We start from the raw sequence: 16,704 nt of genomic DNA on the forward strand, positions 1-16,704 counted from the left end.
CGCCCCGCACGCACCAGTAGCCACGGGCGCCAAGTACATGAAGGCGAGTAAGCGCAGGTGCCGCGTCGGCCCAGGTGGTCGTGAGTGGCAAGTGACGTTAGAACGACACTTGCCACTCACGACCACCTGGGCCCACCACCCAGCCGAGTTGCCCTGCCCACCCCGGCTTGCATGGTCATACACTCCTATGCATATACTTCCATCATGTCCAAGGTACTCACCTCTCTGCCTGTCGGCGAACGCGTCGGGATCGCCTTCTCCGGCGGCCTCGACACCTCGGTAGCGGTCGCGTGGATGCGCGAGAAGGGTGCAGTGCCGTGCACCTACACCGCTGACATCGGCCAGTACGACGAACCCGACATCGAGTCGGTCCCGGGCCGGGCGAAGGCCTACGGCGCCGAGATCGCGCGGGCCGTCGACTGCAAGGCCGCGCTGGTCGAGGAAGGGCTCGCGGCGCTGGCCTGCGGCGCCTTCCACATCCGCAACGGCGGCCGCACCTACTTCAACACGACCCCGCTCGGCCGCGCGGTCACCGGCACCCTGCTGGTGCGCGCGATGCTCGAGGACGACGTCCAGATCTGGGGCGACGGCTCCACCTTCAAGGGCAACGACATCGAGCGGTTCTACCGCTACGGCCTGCTCGCGAACCCGTCCCTGCGGATCTACAAGCCGTGGCTGGACGCCGCGTTCGTCAGCGAGCTCGGCGGCCGCAAGGAGATGTCCGAGTGGCTGCAGGCCCACGGCCTGCCCTACCGGGACAGCACCGAGAAGGCCTACTCCACGGACGCGAACATCTGGGGCGCGACCCACGAGGCCAAGTCGCTCGAACACCTCGACACCGGCATCGAGATCGTCAACCCGATCATGGGCGTCCGGTTCTGGGACCCCGAGGTCGAGATCGCGCCGGAAGACGTCACGATCGGCTTCGAGCAGGGCCGCCCGGTGACGATCAACGGCAAGGAGTTCGCCACCGCGGTCGACCTGGTCCTGGAGGCCAACGCCATCGGCGGGCGGCACGGGCTCGGCATGTCCGACCAGATCGAGAACCGGATCATCGAGGCCAAGAGCCGCGGGATCTACGAGGCGCCGGGCATGGCGCTGCTGCACGCGGCCTACGAGCGGCTCGTCAACGCGATCCACAACGAGGACACCCTCGCCAGCTATCACAACGAGGGCCGCCGTCTCGGCAGGCTCATGTACGAAGGCCGCTGGCTGGACCCGCAGGCGATGATGCTGCGCGAGTCGCTGCAGCGGTGGGTCGGCGCGGCCGTCACCGGCGAGGTCACGCTGCGGCTGCGGCGCGGTGAGGACTACTCGATCATCGACACCAACGGCCCGTTCTTCAGCTACCACCCGGACAAGCTGTCGATGGAGCGCACCGAGGACTCGGCGTTCGGCCCGGTGGACCGGATCGGCCAGCTGACCATGCGCAACCTCGACATCGCCGACTCGCGCGCCAAGCTCGAGCAGTACGCCGGGCTCGGCATGGTCGGCGGCGGGCACCCGACGCTGATCGGCGCCGCGCAGGCCGCGTCGACCGGGCTGATCGGGGCGATGGACGCGGGTGGCGCGCAGGTGATCGCCTCCCGCGGCAAGGCTTCGGGCGACGACGAGCTGCTCGACCACGCCGCGATCGAATACGGCACGGACTGACCCGAACCGACGGGACGCGAAAGCGCCGGGCGCGCGGCATCGAAGCCGTTCGCCCGGCGCTGTTCTTCTATGTCGTCAAAGACTGCGTGCCGAGGACGGTGAGCAGCGCGAGCCGCTCGGCGGCTTCGGAACCGGGCTCGGCCGTGTAGACCATGATGTGCAGGTCGCAGCCTTCGACGGTCAGGGCGTCGCAGTCCAATTCGACCGGCCCGACCGACGGATGGTCGATGATCTTGCGCGTGCTCTCGTGCCGTCCGACGGCGCCGGACTCCCACAGGCTCGCGAACCGGGGACTCCCGCCGCGTAGTTCCGCGATCAGCCGCGTGAGCCGTTGGTCGGCCGGATAGCGCGCGGCCGCCGAACGCAGGTCCGCGACGAGGACCGATTCGAAGGTCCGCAACGATTCCGGGGTGTGCCGCGCACGCGTTCCCGGACCGAGGAAATGCCGCCAGACGGCGTTGCGCTCGAACCCGCGCGCCGCGGGCGGATCACCCATCAGGGCGGCATACGGCGGGTTCGCCGACAGCAACGTCCACATGGCGTCGAACACCGCGACGGGAATCCCGGTCATGCGATCGAGCAGCCGGGGGACGCCGGGCGTGAGGTACGCGGAGATGACGTCCGGTCCCGGTGCCGCCAGCCCGGCGAGACCGAACAGGTGGGCTCGTTCGGGTCCGGAGAGCCGGAGCGCCCTCGCCAAGGCCTCGACCACCTGATCGGACGGATGCGAAGCGCGGCCCTGTTCCAGCCTGGTCACGTAGTCGACAGAATCCCCGCCAGCAGGGCCAATTCCTCCCGGCGCAGCCCGGCGGCGCGCCGCTGACCGCCTTCGGGCAGACCGACGTCCGACGGGGAGACGCGGTCACGCCAGCGGCGCCGCCCGCCGCCTCATCGCCGACGGGCACACCGTCTACCTCGGCAGCCGGGACGCCGAACGCGGCCGCCGTGCCGCCGAAGCCCTGGGCGCGCGCCTGATCCTGCTCGACGTCACCGACGACGCGTCCGTCGATGCCGCCGCGAAGACCATCGAAGCCGAAGGCGGGCTGGACGTCCTGGTCAACAACGCCGGCATGCCTCGATCGGACCGGACGGCCCGACCGGCAGCTACTTCGACGTCTCGGGGCCGCTCCCCTGGTGACCCGGCGTCACTTGCCGCCGAGCTTCGACCGCCGCTCCGACAGTTCGTCGACGAGCCGGGTGATCTCGACCTGCCCGATCGCCTCGGCCGTCACGGAGACCGCGGCGATGCTCTCGATCCGGTACTGGACCGGCACCCCGCCCGAGGCCCGCGACTGCGCTTCCGCGTCGGCCTTCTTCTCCGCTTCGACCGCCGAGAAGACCCCGCCGGCCCCGCTGTTGACGCAGCTGATCGAGCCCGTGCCGTTCAGCGGGAGGGTCGCCGTGTTCCGGCAACTGCCCGCCGCGCGGCCGCCGATGGTCACGTTCGCGGTCATCGAGGCGTTGACCTGGCCGGTGACCTTCCCGCCGCTGTTCGCCGACGCGGAGCTGGACACGTTCGCGGTCACCGTGCAGCCCGCGCCGCTGCACGCGACCGTGGCCGCGCCGTCCATGTCGAACCGCACCCCGGTGTCGACGGCGCCGGACAGCTTCTTGGTGTTCGACATCAGATCTTCGTAGACGGCGACGGTCTCTTCCGGCGTCAAGGCGTCCACATCGGACTCTCCGAGGCCCGCGCCCGAAGGCATCGGCGGCCGTGACCCCGCGTCGGGGATCGTCGGCACCCTCGGGACGGACGGCATCCCGCCGGGCACCTTCAGGGAGAAACGGAGGATCCGGTGCGGCGCCTCCTTCGAGACGTACAGGTCGCCCGCGGGCGTGCTCGCCTTGAGCGCCGGGACGTCCCGGACGGTCTCGTTCTGGTCGTCCGGGATGTCCGCCCGCTCCAGCGCTTCCCGCAGGCGGGTGGCGAGTTTCTCCGGGACTCGAACTGCTGCAGGACCGGGCCGAACAGCTCTTCCTCACCGGTGATCCAGCGGTCCTTGAGATCCTCGGTCCCGGACGAATCCGCTCGCGCTCCGGGCAGCAGGCCGTCGGGTGCCTTGAAGTAGACCTTGCCGCCGACGGCCAGGATCTCGATCTTCTTGCCCTGGAAGGACATCGTGCCGGACGTCTCGCCGTAAGCGGTGGTCTTGACGTCGGTCTTGATCATCCCGCCGATCCCGGAGGTGCTGTTCCGCACCGCCGGTGCCGAGGAAAGCCCGGCCAGCGCCTGCTCGAACGGCTCGCGACCGGCTTTCGACGGCCACAGCAACCAGGTCGTCAGCCCGGCGAGGAGTACCACCACGAGTCCGGCGATACCGCCGAACAACGGCCACCGGGGCTTCCGGGCGGGCGGCGCCGGTACCGGTTGCGGGACCCAGCCCTGCGGCGGCGGCCATTGCGCGCCTCCGGGTGGGAATTGTTGCTCCACGTCGCCCTCCATAGCCGTATCCACCTGAGGTGCGTCACGCTAGGGAGGGATGATGAAAACTTGATGAAACGCGATCAGGTGAAGCGGTAGGGCGCGGGAGCAGGGGCGCTCAGCGCGTACCGGACGGCTTCGGCGCGGGAATGGAAGCCCGCCTTCGCGAACAAGTTGTTGATGTGGGTCTTGACGGTGGCTTCGCTGATCACCAGCCGCTCGGCGATCTCCGGGTTCCGCAGGCCTTCGCCGATCAGGCCGAGGATCTCCTTCTCCCGCGCGGTGAACCCGAACCGGTCGATCTCCTCCACGGCCCGCGATCGGCGCGACGCGAGGGTGAGGAGCCGCCGCTGGACCTCCGGGGCGAGGACGACCTGGCCATCGGCCGCGGTGCGCACCGCCTGCTCGATCTTCGCCCGGTCGGCTTCCTTCGTCAGGTAGCCGCTCGCGCCCGCTTCGAGCGCGGCGAGGATCGACTCGTCGTCGTCGAGGCTGGTCAGCACCACCACCTGGACCCCCGGTGTCGCGGCCTTGATCCGGCCGGTCGCTTCGACGCCGTTCAGGACCGGCATGTGGAGGTCCATCAGCACGACGTCCGGGGTGTGCCGGGAGACCGCGGCGACGGCCTCCTCGCCGTTGGTGGCCGTCGCGACGACGGTGATGCCGTCGGCGATGTCGAGCATCACCGCCAGTGCCTCCCGCATGGAGGCCTGATCGTCGACGACGACGAGGGACACGGTCACCTGGGTACCTCCGGTCAGCGGCGGGTCATCCTGGCCTGCAGATCGTCGAGGAACGGCGAGGTGGTGTGCGCCTTGCCGTCCTCCCCCTTCTTCCAGACGATACGGCTGTCGGTGCGCACCGCCCTGGCGAGCACCACGACTCCCTCGACGAGCATCCCGACACCGATGGTCAGCATGACACTGTTCCCGCCGGAGGCCACCCCGGTGATCAGGCCCAGCAGCAGGTTCGCGCCGACCTTGGCGGCCACGTTCAGGACCCACAGCGCGATCGTGAGCCAGGTGTAGCGCATGTGCGCGACGCCGTCCTGCTGGTAGATCCGGATGCTCGCGCCCCGCAGGACTCCGAACAGGACGCTCACCGCGAGCGTACCCACCAGGAACGCCACCGCGGTCGCGGACGCCACGCTTTCATCCACATTGGACAGGCCGATCACCGCGAGGATCGCGGGCAGCAACAGCATCCGCTTGGCTTCGGCGACGTCGCCGGCCAGGCGGCGGATCAGGACGTATCCGACCGCGGCGACGATCAGGACGATCTCGACAGGAGTGCTCATCGTTTCCCCCTTGGAGAGGCTTTCGAAGACACTCCGACGCTAAGGCGGTGAACGCGGGACGTCGTGCGGCGGCGGCCGTATCTTCGGGTGGAGACCCCTCTCCACCCTCAGGAGCCCCGATGACCGGAAACGCGACGGTGCTCCGCCGCGCACGGCTCGCCGACAGGCTGATCCGGCCCGCCCTGATCACGGCGGCGATCGTCACGACCGGGGTCGGGATCTTCACCCAGGAGGTCCATGCCCGGCCGCTGACCACGGCGCTCTACGCGCTCGTCACGCTCTTCGCGCTGGTGTCGTTCCTGCCGTGGGACCGGATCCCGCAGCGGACGCAGCTCCTGCTCGCGAGCGGATACGCGGTGGCCGCGGCCGTGCTCCTCCCGCTGGCCCCGCACACCTTCGCGCCGATGTTCGCCTACCTCGCCGCCGCGGTCGCCGGGATCAAACTCGCGTCGCGCACCCTGGCGGTCGCGGTGGCCGTCCTCGACGCCGTCTGCTGCGCGGTGGCGGTCGCGGTGGTCGGCGCGGTGACGCCGGACGCGGACGTGTGGCCGTGGTGGCTCGCGCTTTCGGTGGGCCTGCCGGTGCTGCTCGGCATCGCGCGCCGCGACCGGCAGGACGCGCTCCTCAACGCCGAACGCGCCGCGGCCGAGGCCCGGCGCGCGGCCGCGTCCGAGTCGCGGGAGGCCGCGCTGCTGGAGCGGACGCGGATCGCGCGGGAACTGCACGACGTCCTCGGGCATTCGCTGACCGGGATCGCCCTGCAACTCGACATGGCCGACGCCCTCGGCACGAAAGGCAGGGACGCGGAAGCGGGCGACGCCGTGCGCCGGGCCCGGTCGCTGGCGGTGGACGGCATCGGGCGGATGCGGCGGGCGGTGCACGAACTGCGCGAGGACGCCTTGCCGCTGGAACAGACCCTGGCGTCGTTGTGCGCGAACGAGGCGGTGCCCTTCGAGGTGGACGGCGCTGCGGGTCCGCTCGGCGGCGGTGTCGCGCACACGCTCGTCCGCGCGGCGCAGGAGGCGCTGACGAACGCGGCCAAGTACGCGCCCGGCGCGGCACGCGCGGTGAAACTCGGGTTCTCCCATGAAACGGTCACGCTCGTCGTCACGAACGGTGCCGCCGGAGAGCGTCCGGCGCCGGGCGCCGGCGGCGGGATGGGGCTGCTCGGGATGCGGGAACGCGCCACCGCGCTGGGCGGGTCGGCGCAGGCCGGACCCGCCCGGGACGGCGGCTGGACGGTCGAGGTCCGGCTGCCCCGGACGGGCTGAGACCCCGGCCGCGCCGGGCGGACGCGGCCGGGGAGTCTCGTCAGCCCTTGCGCGCGAACGAGATCCGGTGCAGGCCACCGGGGCGTTCGTCGGCCAGGTACAGCTCGCCGTTCTGGTCGGTGCCGAGCGTGGTGGCGTCGAGCGGGAACTCGCCGATCCGGGCGCTTTCGTAGGTGCCGTCGGCCTTCTTGCGGACGGCCCAGGCCGTTCCCTGGCAGAAGTCGGTGGCAAGGTAGGTGCCGCCGGCCAGCGCGGCGTACTTCTTGCCGCGATAGACGTGCCCGCCGATCACCGCGCAGCCCTCCGCGCCGGAGATGTAGTGGAAGACCGGTTCGGTGTAGGTCGCGCCGTCCTTGCAGCGTGTCTCGTCGAACACGACCGGACCCTCCTTGCAGGACCAGCCGAAGTTCGCGCCGCCCTTGCCCTTGGCGAGATGGTCGACCTCCTCGAACCGGCCCTGGCCGACGTCACCGATCCACAGCGAGCCGTCGGCCGGGTCGAAGGAGAAGCGCCACGGGTTACGCAGCCCGTACGACCAGATCTCCGGCCGCGCGCCCGCGACGCCCGCGAACGGGTTGCCCGGCGGGACGCAGTACCGCAGCGGAGCGCACGCGCGGTTGACGTCGACGCGCAGGATCTTGCCCAGCAGCGTGTCGAGCCGTTGCCCGCTGGCCAGCGGATCGCCCCCGCCGCCACCGTCGCCGATCCCCCAGTACAGGTAGCCGTCCGGGCCGAACGCCAGCTGACCGCCGTTGTGGTTGGGGTACTCGGCATGAGGCTGGGTGATCAGCTCGGTGAGCTCACCGGTGTCCAGCCGGACCCGCGACAGCGTCACCGCGCTGTCGGATTTGCGGGTGTAGGCGACGTAGACCCGCTTGTCCTTGGCGATCGCCAGCCCGAGCAGCCCGCGTTCGACGTCGGCGCCGTTCACCTTGGCGCTGATGTCCAGGACCGGTTTGGCGGCGAGCCCGGTCCTGGGATGGTAGGCGCGGACGACGCCTCTCTTCTCGACGACGAGGATCCGGCCGCTCCCGTCGTTGAGCGCCGTGATCGCGGTCGGATTGACCAGCCCGGACGCGACCTGGGTCGCCGTGGCGGTCAGCTCGCCGAGCGGAACACCCCGTCCTGCCTGGGATTCCTGGGGTTCCGCACTGCTCGCGGTCGGGAGCAGCGCTCCCGCCATGGCGAGCCCGGCCACCAGGGACAACCCCCGGCGGAGGTGCCGTCGCGTCATGGGGACTCCAATCACCGTTGAATGGTCTGGTCCAATTCAACAGCGACCGGAGCAGTGGCGGTACCTCCATCCGCGAGCTTTTCGTCGGTTTCTTTCCGTCGGGATCCGCCGCCTTCGAGCTATCGAGATGCATCGAAGCAAACCTCTGAATGGAGACCATGCACACCGAGGAAGGACGCCACATTCGGGTGGAGTACTCGCTTAGCGGTGTAAGTCCGAACCTCCGTGCCCTTGACTGGAGGATCGGGCTGAAGCTCGGCCCACCAGGGTCCTCATGTCGGAAGACGATCAATCACCTGCGCGGGGCGGCGATGATCCGATGACCGAAGACGATGGCGGCGCCGACGAACATACCGGCCCGGCTGAAGACGGGGATGCCCTCGGGTCGCCGGGGGATGAACTCGTCCGGCTCTACAACGGCGGCGAGACGATCGAGAACCTGGCCGCGCGCTTCGGGTTGAGCTACCGGAAGGTGCGGACCGCCTTGCTTGCCGCGGGCGTCAAGCTCCGTCCGCCGCGGATCCAGCTTCCGCCTACCCCGCCAGGGCTCGTCAATGCTTACTTCTCGGGCCGAAGCATCCGGCAACTGGCGGACATGCACGGCATGAGCTACAACCAGACCCGCCGGATCCTGCTCGCCGAAGGCGTCGTCCTTCGTCCCAGAGGGCGCCAGTAGCCACACCCGGCCCGGCGATCCAGGCCGGTTCCCCGAGCGGACATGGTCGCGCCCGAGGAACCGGGACCTACTCGCGGCCCGCGACGTTCATCGTCGCATCGCGTAGACGATCCAAATACATGGACTCACGCCGGCTAGCTCCTTCCTCACAGCTCGATACACGCCGGGCTCAGCCGGATGAGGTAAAATCTTTAAGCTCACGAAGAGTTTCCTCGGAGATTTATCAGGCGCTGACTGGGGGTCCCCTCGTGGGGCGACGGAGTCAGATTACTCATGCCCTCAGGTGCGTGAAAAGCGACCCACCACACCACCGTGGAGATTCGGACACACGATGGTTTGACGTGCTGCTTCACTCTGCGCAGGCGCAAGTTCTCAAAGTCGGACACCTGCATCCCAGCCGCGAGCCACCTGGTCAACTACTCCGCAAGATGCCCACCTCTCGACCTACCGATAAGTAGGTCAAGAAATTCTTTGAGATGCGAGAAATATTCGCCCGTTAATCATGCACGCCAGTACCAAAAACACCTTTGAGTAGCATTCTCAAGCGAGAGATCACTCCTTTAGGCGATTACTCGTCGGTACGAAATCAAGTCGTTCAGGCATGGCCACCGCGGAGGATCCGAAGATGCGGCGACGGCATCGCCACGGTGTCCCCGTCACCTTCGCGAGCCATCGGGACAAGCGGTCCGTGCGCGTCGAGTTCGGCCAGCAAGCCCTCGATCGCGTCGGCCTTGGCGGTTCGCGCCCGGCCGCGATACAGCTCCGCGGCGTTCCGCCACTGCCTCCGCGCTTCATCGGGATTGCCGTGATCGCAGAGGATCCTCGCCAAGACCGACAAGGCCCGCGCCTGACCGGTCGCGTGCTGCGATCTGTTCGCCAGATCGACCGCACGATTGGCGTGTCGCAACGCCGCCCCGTCGTCGCCTTCCGCGTGCCGCAACTGCGCGAGCGCCGTGTTGAGCTTCATCAAGCTCGGGAGGTCGTCGCTCGCCTCGGCCAAGGCCTTCCCGGCATGACATTCCACCGACGCCTCGTCCAGCCTGCCGAGCCGGACCAGCAAGGCCCCGAGGGTGGCGTGCACCCGCAGCATCTCAGTGACGTCGCCGGCCTCGCGCCAGCGCCGCAGAGCCTCCCGGTACAGACCGAGCGCCTCCTCGTCCTGCCCACCCATTTCGACCAGTGCGTCAGCGAACCGGCGTTCCGCGATGGCGCACAACATCGGCTCGCCGAGAGCACGAACGGACGGCAGCACCTTCCGGTACCTCTCGACCGCTTCGGCCGCGCGACCGGCATGAAGATGCACACGGGCCAGATTCAGCCTGACCGTCGCGCTGCCGACCGCTATCTCGTGGGCGTCTACCAGTTCGAGCGCACGCAGCAGGCACCGTTCGGCCGCGTCGTCGGCGCCGATGAGCATGTGGACGACCGCGAGATCATTCAAACACGAAGACAGTGAGCCCACGTCACCTTGCGCCGTCGCCACCCGGACGGCGATGGTCAGCCCTTCGACCGCGTCGGGAAACCTTCCCTGCAACATGAAGAATTCCGTTGTCATCGCGGGAAGAGCGCACGAAATCCCGTTCAAGATCCCTTCCGACGCCGCGATCACCGCCATGATCGAAGTTCTTTCCCGCAACACCCATTGCCTTGCCTCGGCGACAGTGCGGAACCCGGGTGTCGGCGTCGCCGCCGCCGTCGGCGGCATGTTCAGAAGTTCCTTGTGCGGGAACGCCAACCGGTAGGCGTCGATGACCATGCGCAAGTAGAACTCGAACATCCTCCGCCGCGCGAGGTCCACATCGGACAGTTGTGCGGCCAGAGACGCGGCGTACAGATGCAGAAGATCGTGTACGCGAAAGCGATCGAGGTCGGCAGGGTGTTCGACCAGGTGCGCGGCCGCCAGTATGTCGAGGGAGCGTCGCACCTCCGACACCGGGCGCCCGTCCGCGGCGGCGATGACCTCACTGGTCATCTCGGTGCTCGGATGCAGACCGATCAGCGCGAACACGCGCCGTTCGGCGAGATCGAGGTCCTGATACGACAGAGCGAAAGCGGACCTCAAGCTCGTGCCCGGCCAATCTCCTTCGTCGCCGAGGCTCAGCAACAACTCGGCATCACGCAATTGGCTCGCCAAGGTCCGCACCCGCGTGCCCGCCCGGGAGGCGGCGCGTTCCGCCACCAGGGTCAGCGCCAACGGATTGCCTCGGCACAGCCGCACCAGCTCTTCGACCCCCGCCGCGTCGTCCCGCGCGCGGTGCCCGATGCGCCGGGTCAGCAGGGCCGCGGAATGGTTGTCACCGAGAGGATCGACCTTGACCACCGGCGGGGTCAGCTTCGCCGACAAGGATTTCAGCCGCCACCGCGAAACGATCACCACCGTACAGGACGACAGCACTCCCAGCAGCGGCGCGACCTGATCGGAACTGCGCACGTTGTCGAGGATCACGAGCATAGACCGCCGGGCGAGCAGCGCGCTCAGTTTCGCTGCGCGCGCGATCGGATTGACCACTTGATCGACCGGGAAGTCGAGCAAGGACAACAGCGTGTCGACCATTTCGCCCGCGTCGGCCTTCGCGGCCTGGCTGTCACCGCGAAGATCCAGCATGACCGCTCCGTGCCGATACCGCCGCTCGGCACGATGGGCCCACTTGGCCGCCAACGTCGTCTTCCCCAGCCCGGGGCCTCCGTTCACCACCACGACGGCACGACGCGGGGCGCCCGCGGAATCGGTCGTGTACGCGTCGAGCAACGCGATCAGATCGCCCCTTCCTGCGACGTCATCGACGTCCGGCGGCAAATGCCGTATCACGTGCTCGGTTTGCTCAGCGGAATCAGGGGTCATCGGTTTACGCCGCGAAATCACCCGATCCGGCCGGATGAGTACCTCGTTGTTGACAGCCCGCAGCTCTTCCGCCGCCCTCGTCTCCCCCGCTTCCCGGTAGCGGGCATACATCCCCCGGAAGAAGTCGGCGGCTTCGGCTGGTTGATCGGCCTCGACCAGCGCGCGAATTCTCAATTTCGCGAAGCTCAACTCCATCGGGTGAGTCTGTTCGAGTTCCGCCAGTTTCCGCACCGCGGATTCCGCTTGTCCGAGCGCCAATTGTGTCGCAACGACGAACGCGTTGGCCGGAATCCACTCGCTACGGTCCCATCGGGTACGCCATCCGTCGGCGCGCTCGGTCCGGAGATCGGCCAGGGCATCGTCCCGGCACAACCGGACAGCCGACAGCGCTTCGCTCAGCGCGCGGTCATGCTGGTCCAGTTCACGAAATCGGCGAGCCTTGTCCATCATGGCCTGGAAGCCGAAGTGATCGATCAGCGTCGGCTCGATCTCCAGCAGGCAACCACCTTTGCCCACACTTACCTGCGCCGGCACGGATCTTTCGTTGAACACGTGCCGCAACTTCCCCGCGTTCTGGTGAAGCGTGGAATGGGCGTCTTGTGGCTCCCCCTCGTGTTCTTCCCATACCCAGTCCACGACGACGTCGAGCGGCAGACGCCGGTTCGGCGCGGTCAGCAACGCGGTCAGCACCTGCCTCGGCCGTCGAGCGGCCCAGTTCACATCCACATTCCCGTGCATTAGCATGGCCGTCTGCCCGAGAATTCCGAAAGCGATTTCCACGAGTGCGCCCCTTCCCCATGGCGAACCCGGGTTCGCCACCCCTGTCCCGCCGGATGATTTTTCCACTTTTCGGCAGGTAAGGCCAGGTCATCGCCATAATTGTCAAACTATCGCGATCACCGTTGATCATCTGTCAATGAACCGACCACCGGCCGAAGCCGTTTTCTCCACGCCCACTCCCATGCTGACTGCGGATACCGGAGTTCGAGCGAGGGGAAATGTCATGACCGAGTCATCGTGGGTCCGCAGTCCGGTGGGAAGTCCCGATCGGCACTGGGCGACACGCAAGGGCGTCAAATCCATACTGGTGATGATCCCGCACATCGTCGCGGGAAACCGGCTCCTCGATCTGCTCCCGCTCTTCGAGGCCGACCACCGTGTCCAACTGATCTTCACGGTGCCGGAGTGGGAGTCCTGGCCCGCCACTCACGACTTCGTGGCGGCCCAGGGCGGAATCGTCCTGCCCTGGGCCCAGGCACGGCGCGGCGAATACGACCTCGTCCTCGCCGCCAGTCAGCGTGGCATCGACGAGGTCGCCGGCCCGGTGCTGCTGATCCCACACGGCGGCGGGTTCGGCCAGTACCGGCCGTGGCGGCCCCCGGGCGCCGGACACGACTGGAAACCCCAGATCGGGCTCGAGGCGGGTCAGCTCATGCGGGAAGGACGGGTCCGCGCCGACTCGATCGTGCTCGTCCACGACCGCGAGATGGACGTCCTCACCGAGACCTGCCCTCAGGCGGTTCCCGCCGGGGTCGTTGCGGGCGACATCGCCCTGGATCGGCTCACCGCCAGCCTTCCCTTCCGCGAGCACTACCGGCGAGGCCTCGGCGTCTCCGATGGCAGGCGTCTCGTGGTGGTCACCTCGACCTGGTCCGACCGCTCGGCCTTCGGGCGTCACCACGACCTGTTCGAACGCGTACTCGGCGAGCTCCCGTCCGAAGAGTTCCAGGTGCTCGGAGTCCTGCACCCGCAGATCTGGTCACACCACAGCCTTTGGCAGGTTAGAGCGTGGCTGGCCGACTGTCTGCGGGCCGGGCTCACCCTCCTGCGACCGGAAGGAAGCTGGCGCGCGGCCTTGATCGCCGCCGACCACGTCATCGGTGATTACGGCTCGGTGACCGCCTACGCGGCCGGCATCGGCAAACCGGTGCTCCTCGCCGTGGACGGCACCCAAGCGTTACTGCCCGGGACGCCCAGCGCGGTCATCGCCGAACACGCGCCGCGGTGGACACCCGACAGTCCTCTTCTCCCTCAGCTGCGTGAGGCGGAGTCCGCCGGCGTGGCCGAGCAGGTTCACGCGTTGCTTTCGTCCAGGCCGGGGCGCGCTGGAGCACTCTTGCGCACCGAGTTGTACCGGCTCCTCGGCTTGCCCGAACCTGCCAGGGCGATCCCGGTGTCCCCGGTGCCGATGGCGGAGGTGCTGCCGTGCTGACCTCGTTCCTCCTGGCGGAAGCGGGTGACGGAACCCGTTCCACCCTCGTCGACGTGCTCGTCCATTCCGGACCGCATCCGGTCGCGAACGCCCGATCCGTGATCGCGAGGGACTTCGACCGGCTGCCCGGCCTCACGATCGTCGCCGTCTCTTGTTCCCCCGGGCTCTGTCTCGTCGGCGACCGAGCCGGGGACGTGGCCGTCATCCCGTGCGAGTCCCCGGAAGTGGCGGGTGCGGGCGCCTATTTATGGCTGCTCACCCGCCGCCGGCTCCGGTCGCTGCGGACGATCACTTCGTGCGTCCAAAGCAGCCAACCGGGTGCGGGCTTGGTCCAGCCGCAGCCCGCCGATCGGACGGCACAGGTCCAGTGCCTTGGTCAGATGGCCGCGAGCGGCGGCCAAATCACCCTCGAGCTCAGCGACCTCGGCGAACGCCACCAGCACATCGGACTGATAGACGGTCGAACCTGACCGGTCGAGCACCGCGGCGGCGCGTTCGAGCTCACGCTTCGCCGCGGTGATCTCGCCCGCCCGGGCGTTGATCCGCGCCAGCGGCACAGCGACCAAAGCCTCGGCCTTCACGTCGCCGACTCCGTTGAACATCTCTTGCGCGAGACGCAGATGCCGGGCGGCGTCGGTGGTCCGGCCCGCCTGGAGCAAGGCCTCGCCGATCCGGCGGTGCCGCTGGGCGACGCCGCGATCGATCCCGAGTTCCCTTTCGATCACGAGGCTTTCGCCGAAGTACTCGACAGCCCGCTCGAAGTCGCCGCGACCTTGCGCCGCCATACCCAGCTGGTCCAGGGCCACGGACTCGTTGTGGCGGCTTCCGGCTCCTCTCGCCAGTTCCGCCGCCTTCGAGCATTCGGTTGCGGCGGCTTCGAACCGTCCCAGGTCCAGATAGGCGCGAGCCAGCTGGCATCTCAACCGCGCTTCGGCGACCGCGTCGGCGCACCGGTGCGCCGCGGCGATGCCGACCTCGTGCGTCCGGATCCAAAGCTGATAGTGCTTGCGGTAGAGGAAGAGCTCCCAGAGAGCCTCGCATAGCTGCCAGGCCAGTTCGTCCTGCCCCAGCGCGAACGTCTCGTCGAGCAGTTCGATGATGTCCGGCAGCCGTTCGTCCAGCCAGCGAAGGGCATCGGCTCCCGTGCCGAACAACGGTGGTGCCCCTTCGTACCGGGCGCACACGGTGCTGATCCGCCATCGCATCGGGATCACGACCATGTTCGCCCGGGTCATCCGGTGCAGGTACCACTCCGCGATCCGCGGAGTGACTTCGAAGCGCTCGTCGTCGGGCAACGCCCGCGCGTGCAACCGCACCAGGTCATGGAATCGGTAACCGCCCACGCCGATCTCCTCGAGGAGACTGGCGTCCGCGAGCACTTGCAGCCCGTCCGCGGCCTCGTCGTCGGAAACCCGGGCGGCCGCGGCGGCGGCACCCACCTCGACCGTCAGCCCCGGGTGTTCACTGGCCAGCCGATAGAGCCGAGCGGCGTGCGGAGGCAGCGCGGCGTACGACGAGTCGAAGGTGGCGGTCAACGACGCCTCGCCCACCGGCGACAGCCTCGTCAACCGCAGCCGTTCGTCACGGAGCTCGGCCACCATCCTCGCCACCGGCCATTTCGGCCGCGACGCCAGCCTCGCGCCCGCCACGCGGAGCGCGATCGGAAACCGGCCGCACAGGGACGCCAGCTTCTTGACGTCGGGCAGCTCGTCGGCCACTCGCGACTTCCCCACCGATCGGGTCAGCAGCTCGATGGCGTGTTCCTGCGGCAGGGGCGCCATGTCGACGAATCGCGCACCCTCCGCGTGCAGACCATCCAGTCTCAACCTGCTGGTGACCACGACGACGCATCCCGACGAAGCGGGGATCAGCGGCCGCACCTGGGCGGCCGAGATCGCGTTGTCCGCCACCAGAAGCAGCCGCATCCCCGCGGTGGTGGTCCGGAACAGCGCCGCTTGCTCGGCCAGTTCGACCGGCACCCGTTCCGGAGGGACGCCGAGTGCGCGTAAGAACGCTCCGAGTGCCTCTTCGGGTGGGACGGCCGTCTCCGGGGAGAACCCACGGAGATCCGTGTACAGCTGGCCTGACGGGAAACGCCTGGCGTTCCGGACCGCCCAGGTGACGGCGAGCGCGGTCTTGCCCACTCCGCCCGGTCCGACCACGACGGTCACCGCGGGCAGCTGGTCGACCGAGTCGCCCTCAGGACCGGCGGCGGCCGAGTCGAGCGCTTCGAGCTCGGCGGTCCTGCTGGTGAAGTGGGCGGGCACCGGAGGCAGCTGCCGGGGAACCGGGGTGCCGGAGGGTGACGTCACGGCCGGTGCTGACGGCACCGTGCCGATGTCATCTCCCATGACGAGACCCAGACCGGCGACCGGCCGACACCGAATTGCCCGGCCACGATTCTTCGTCACCGATCACTGCACCCCATGACGAACAGGATCGCAGGTTACGCGCCGCAAAAAGCATGCTCGTGACTCCCCCTCACGGCCACATTCTTTTGTTCGCGCAAATACCCGGACACGAAGCCCCGCCGCGTCATTACGTCAAGCCACATCCGAGAACTCCCGCGCAATCCTCGAACCTCCCTGTCTACCTCGCCGAGCGGGGTCCACCCAGCAAGACTCGAACATCCACCCGAAAGAACCAAGCCCGAAGTCGGTGAGACCCCCGAACGAAGGAGGCGCGGACACCGTCGCCACATACTGTGACATTCAACACTCGGCGCCATTTGCGTTTCCATGCCCACGAATACCCGAAACCACCAGGTGTGCGGAGACGGAAATAATCCGGCGAATTGAAGCATTACCCGAATCGACAAGAAATTCACGCCGAGACATGCCGAAGTCCCCTTTTCGGGCAATCTTTCCGCCGGAGCAAATTACCCGCCACGCCAGGCCAGCCCCACCTCTGCGAGACGAGGACCGCTCCGGACTCCCGTCACGCAAGGTCATCTACTCGCCCAAGATCATTCTCCTGAAGTTCACTCTTCTTTCGGGGCATTTCGGACATGAGCCATACCCCGGAGTAGCCACGTGTATGACCTCTGTATGCTCCGCTCTCGCTCGATGGGATTACTGATCCCCCATGTGGGCGAGCC

The 16,704-nt window shown here is 68.2% G+C and carries 12 protein-coding genes and 1 pseudogene; 5 read left to right on the forward strand and 8 right to left on the reverse strand.

Features of this window, described 5'->3' with window-relative positions; genetic code table 11:
• The first annotated feature begins 204 nt into the window (after nucleotides 1–204).
• Complete coding sequence (argG, locus tag IE302_RS12785) at nucleotides 205–1,653, forward strand: argininosuccinate synthase (protein ID WP_191254663.1); 1,449 nt, start codon at nucleotides 205–207, stop codon at nucleotides 1,651–1,653.
• A gap of 67 nt (nucleotides 1,654–1,720) precedes the next feature.
• On the opposite strand, the gene IE302_RS12790 is transcribed toward argG, so the two are convergent.
• The gene (locus IE302_RS12790) at nucleotides 1,721–2,443 is read right to left on the reverse strand and encodes a helix-turn-helix transcriptional regulator (protein ID WP_229907751.1); all 723 of its coding nucleotides are present in this window, start codon (nucleotides 2,441–2,443) and stop codon (nucleotides 1,721–1,723) included.
• Between the two features lie 100 nt (nucleotides 2,444–2,543).
• On the opposite strand from IE302_RS12790, the pseudogene IE302_RS42735 reads away from it, so the two are divergent.
• A pseudogene (locus IE302_RS42735) lies at nucleotides 2,544–2,684 on the forward strand (short-chain dehydrogenase); the annotation flags it as partial.
• A gap of 114 nt (nucleotides 2,685–2,798) precedes the next feature.
• Here the strand turns inward: IE302_RS42735 and IE302_RS42740 are convergent.
• From IE302_RS42740 to IE302_RS12810, 4 genes are all read right to left on the reverse strand, one after another.
• Complete coding sequence (locus IE302_RS42740; RefSeq protein ID WP_229907725.1) at nucleotides 2,799–3,413, reverse strand: hypothetical protein; 615 nt, start codon at nucleotides 3,411–3,413, stop codon at nucleotides 2,799–2,801.
• A 14-nt stretch (nucleotides 3,414–3,427) separates the two neighbouring features.
• Nucleotides 3,428–4,084: a hypothetical protein gene (locus IE302_RS42745; RefSeq protein WP_229907726.1), complete on the reverse strand. Its 657-nt coding sequence runs from the start codon at nucleotides 4,082–4,084 to the stop codon at nucleotides 3,428–3,430.
• Between the two features lie 74 nt (nucleotides 4,085–4,158).
• Nucleotides 4,159–4,818, reverse strand: a complete 660-nt coding sequence (locus IE302_RS12805; protein WP_229907727.1) for a response regulator — start codon at nucleotides 4,816–4,818, stop codon at nucleotides 4,159–4,161.
• Nucleotides 4,819–4,832: 14 nt separating this feature from the next.
• Nucleotides 4,833–5,372, reverse strand: coding sequence for a DUF1453 domain-containing protein (locus tag IE302_RS12810; protein WP_191254664.1), 540 nt, complete (start codon nucleotides 5,370–5,372; stop codon nucleotides 4,833–4,835).
• Between the two features lie 119 nt (nucleotides 5,373–5,491).
• Here IE302_RS12810 and IE302_RS12815 point away from each other — a divergent pair, with 119 nt between their 5' ends.
• Nucleotides 5,492–6,643, forward strand: coding sequence for a sensor histidine kinase (locus tag IE302_RS12815; protein WP_191254665.1), 1,152 nt, complete (start codon nucleotides 5,492–5,494; stop codon nucleotides 6,641–6,643).
• A 40-nt stretch (nucleotides 6,644–6,683) separates the two neighbouring features.
• Here IE302_RS12815 and IE302_RS12820 read toward each other — a convergent pair whose 3' ends face one another.
• Nucleotides 6,684–7,877, reverse strand: coding sequence for a PQQ-dependent sugar dehydrogenase (locus IE302_RS12820; protein WP_191254666.1), 1,194 nt, complete (start codon nucleotides 7,875–7,877; stop codon nucleotides 6,684–6,686).
• A gap of 274 nt (nucleotides 7,878–8,151) precedes the next feature.
• On the opposite strand from IE302_RS12820, the gene IE302_RS12825 reads away from it, so the two are divergent.
• Nucleotides 8,152–8,553: a helix-turn-helix domain-containing protein gene (locus tag IE302_RS12825; RefSeq protein WP_191254667.1), complete on the forward strand. Its 402-nt coding sequence runs from the start codon at nucleotides 8,152–8,154 to the stop codon at nucleotides 8,551–8,553.
• 595 nt (nucleotides 8,554–9,148) lie between these two features.
• Here IE302_RS12825 and IE302_RS12830 read toward each other — a convergent pair.
• Nucleotides 9,149–12,175 (reverse strand): AfsR/SARP family transcriptional regulator, encoded by a 3,027-nt coding sequence (locus tag IE302_RS12830; protein WP_191254668.1) that lies wholly within the window; start codon nucleotides 12,173–12,175, stop codon nucleotides 9,149–9,151.
• Between the two features lie 223 nt (nucleotides 12,176–12,398).
• Here IE302_RS12830 and IE302_RS12835 point away from each other — a divergent pair, with 223 nt between their 5' ends.
• Entirely contained in the window at nucleotides 12,399–13,607 is a 1,209-nt protein-coding gene (locus tag IE302_RS12835; protein ID WP_191254669.1) for a hypothetical protein, read from the forward strand.
• 245 nt (nucleotides 13,608–13,852) lie between these two features.
• Here IE302_RS12835 and IE302_RS12840 read toward each other — a convergent pair whose 3' ends face one another.
• On the reverse strand, nucleotides 13,853–15,958 hold the full coding sequence (locus IE302_RS12840) for a tetratricopeptide repeat protein (protein ID WP_191254670.1): 2,106 nt from the start codon (nucleotides 15,956–15,958) through the stop codon (nucleotides 13,853–13,855).
• Between the last annotated feature and the right edge of the window lie 746 nt (nucleotides 15,959–16,704).

It is taken from the genome of Amycolatopsis oliviviridis (genome assembly GCF_014654365.1).
Taxonomy (GTDB): domain Bacteria; phylum Actinomycetota; class Actinomycetes; order Mycobacteriales; family Pseudonocardiaceae; genus Amycolatopsis; species Amycolatopsis oliviviridis.

Bases quoted from the DNA above. Each gene is read 5' to 3' on its own strand.
- argG (WP_191254663.1), top strand. From the start codon at position 205: ATGTCCAAGGTACTCACCTCTCTGCCTGTCGGCGAACGCGTCGGGATC.
- IE302_RS42740 (WP_229907725.1), bottom strand. From the start codon at position 3,413: ATGCCGTCCGTCCCGAGGGTGCCGACGATCCCCGACGCGGGGTCACGG.
- IE302_RS12810 (WP_191254664.1), bottom strand. From the start codon at position 5,372: ATGAGCACTCCTGTCGAGATCGTCCTGATCGTCGCCGCGGTCGGATAC.
- IE302_RS12815 (WP_191254665.1), top strand. From the start codon at position 5,492: ATGACCGGAAACGCGACGGTGCTCCGCCGCGCACGGCTCGCCGACAGG.
- IE302_RS12820 (WP_191254666.1), bottom strand. From the start codon at position 7,877: ATGACGCGACGGCACCTCCGCCGGGGGTTGTCCCTGGTGGCCGGGCTC.
- IE302_RS12825 (WP_191254667.1), top strand. From the start codon at position 8,152: ATGTCGGAAGACGATCAATCACCTGCGCGGGGCGGCGATGATCCGATG.
- IE302_RS12835 (WP_191254669.1), top strand. From the start codon at position 12,399: ATGACCGAGTCATCGTGGGTCCGCAGTCCGGTGGGAAGTCCCGATCGG.
- IE302_RS12840 (WP_191254670.1), bottom strand. From the start codon at position 15,958: ATGGGAGATGACATCGGCACGGTGCCGTCAGCACCGGCCGTGACGTCA.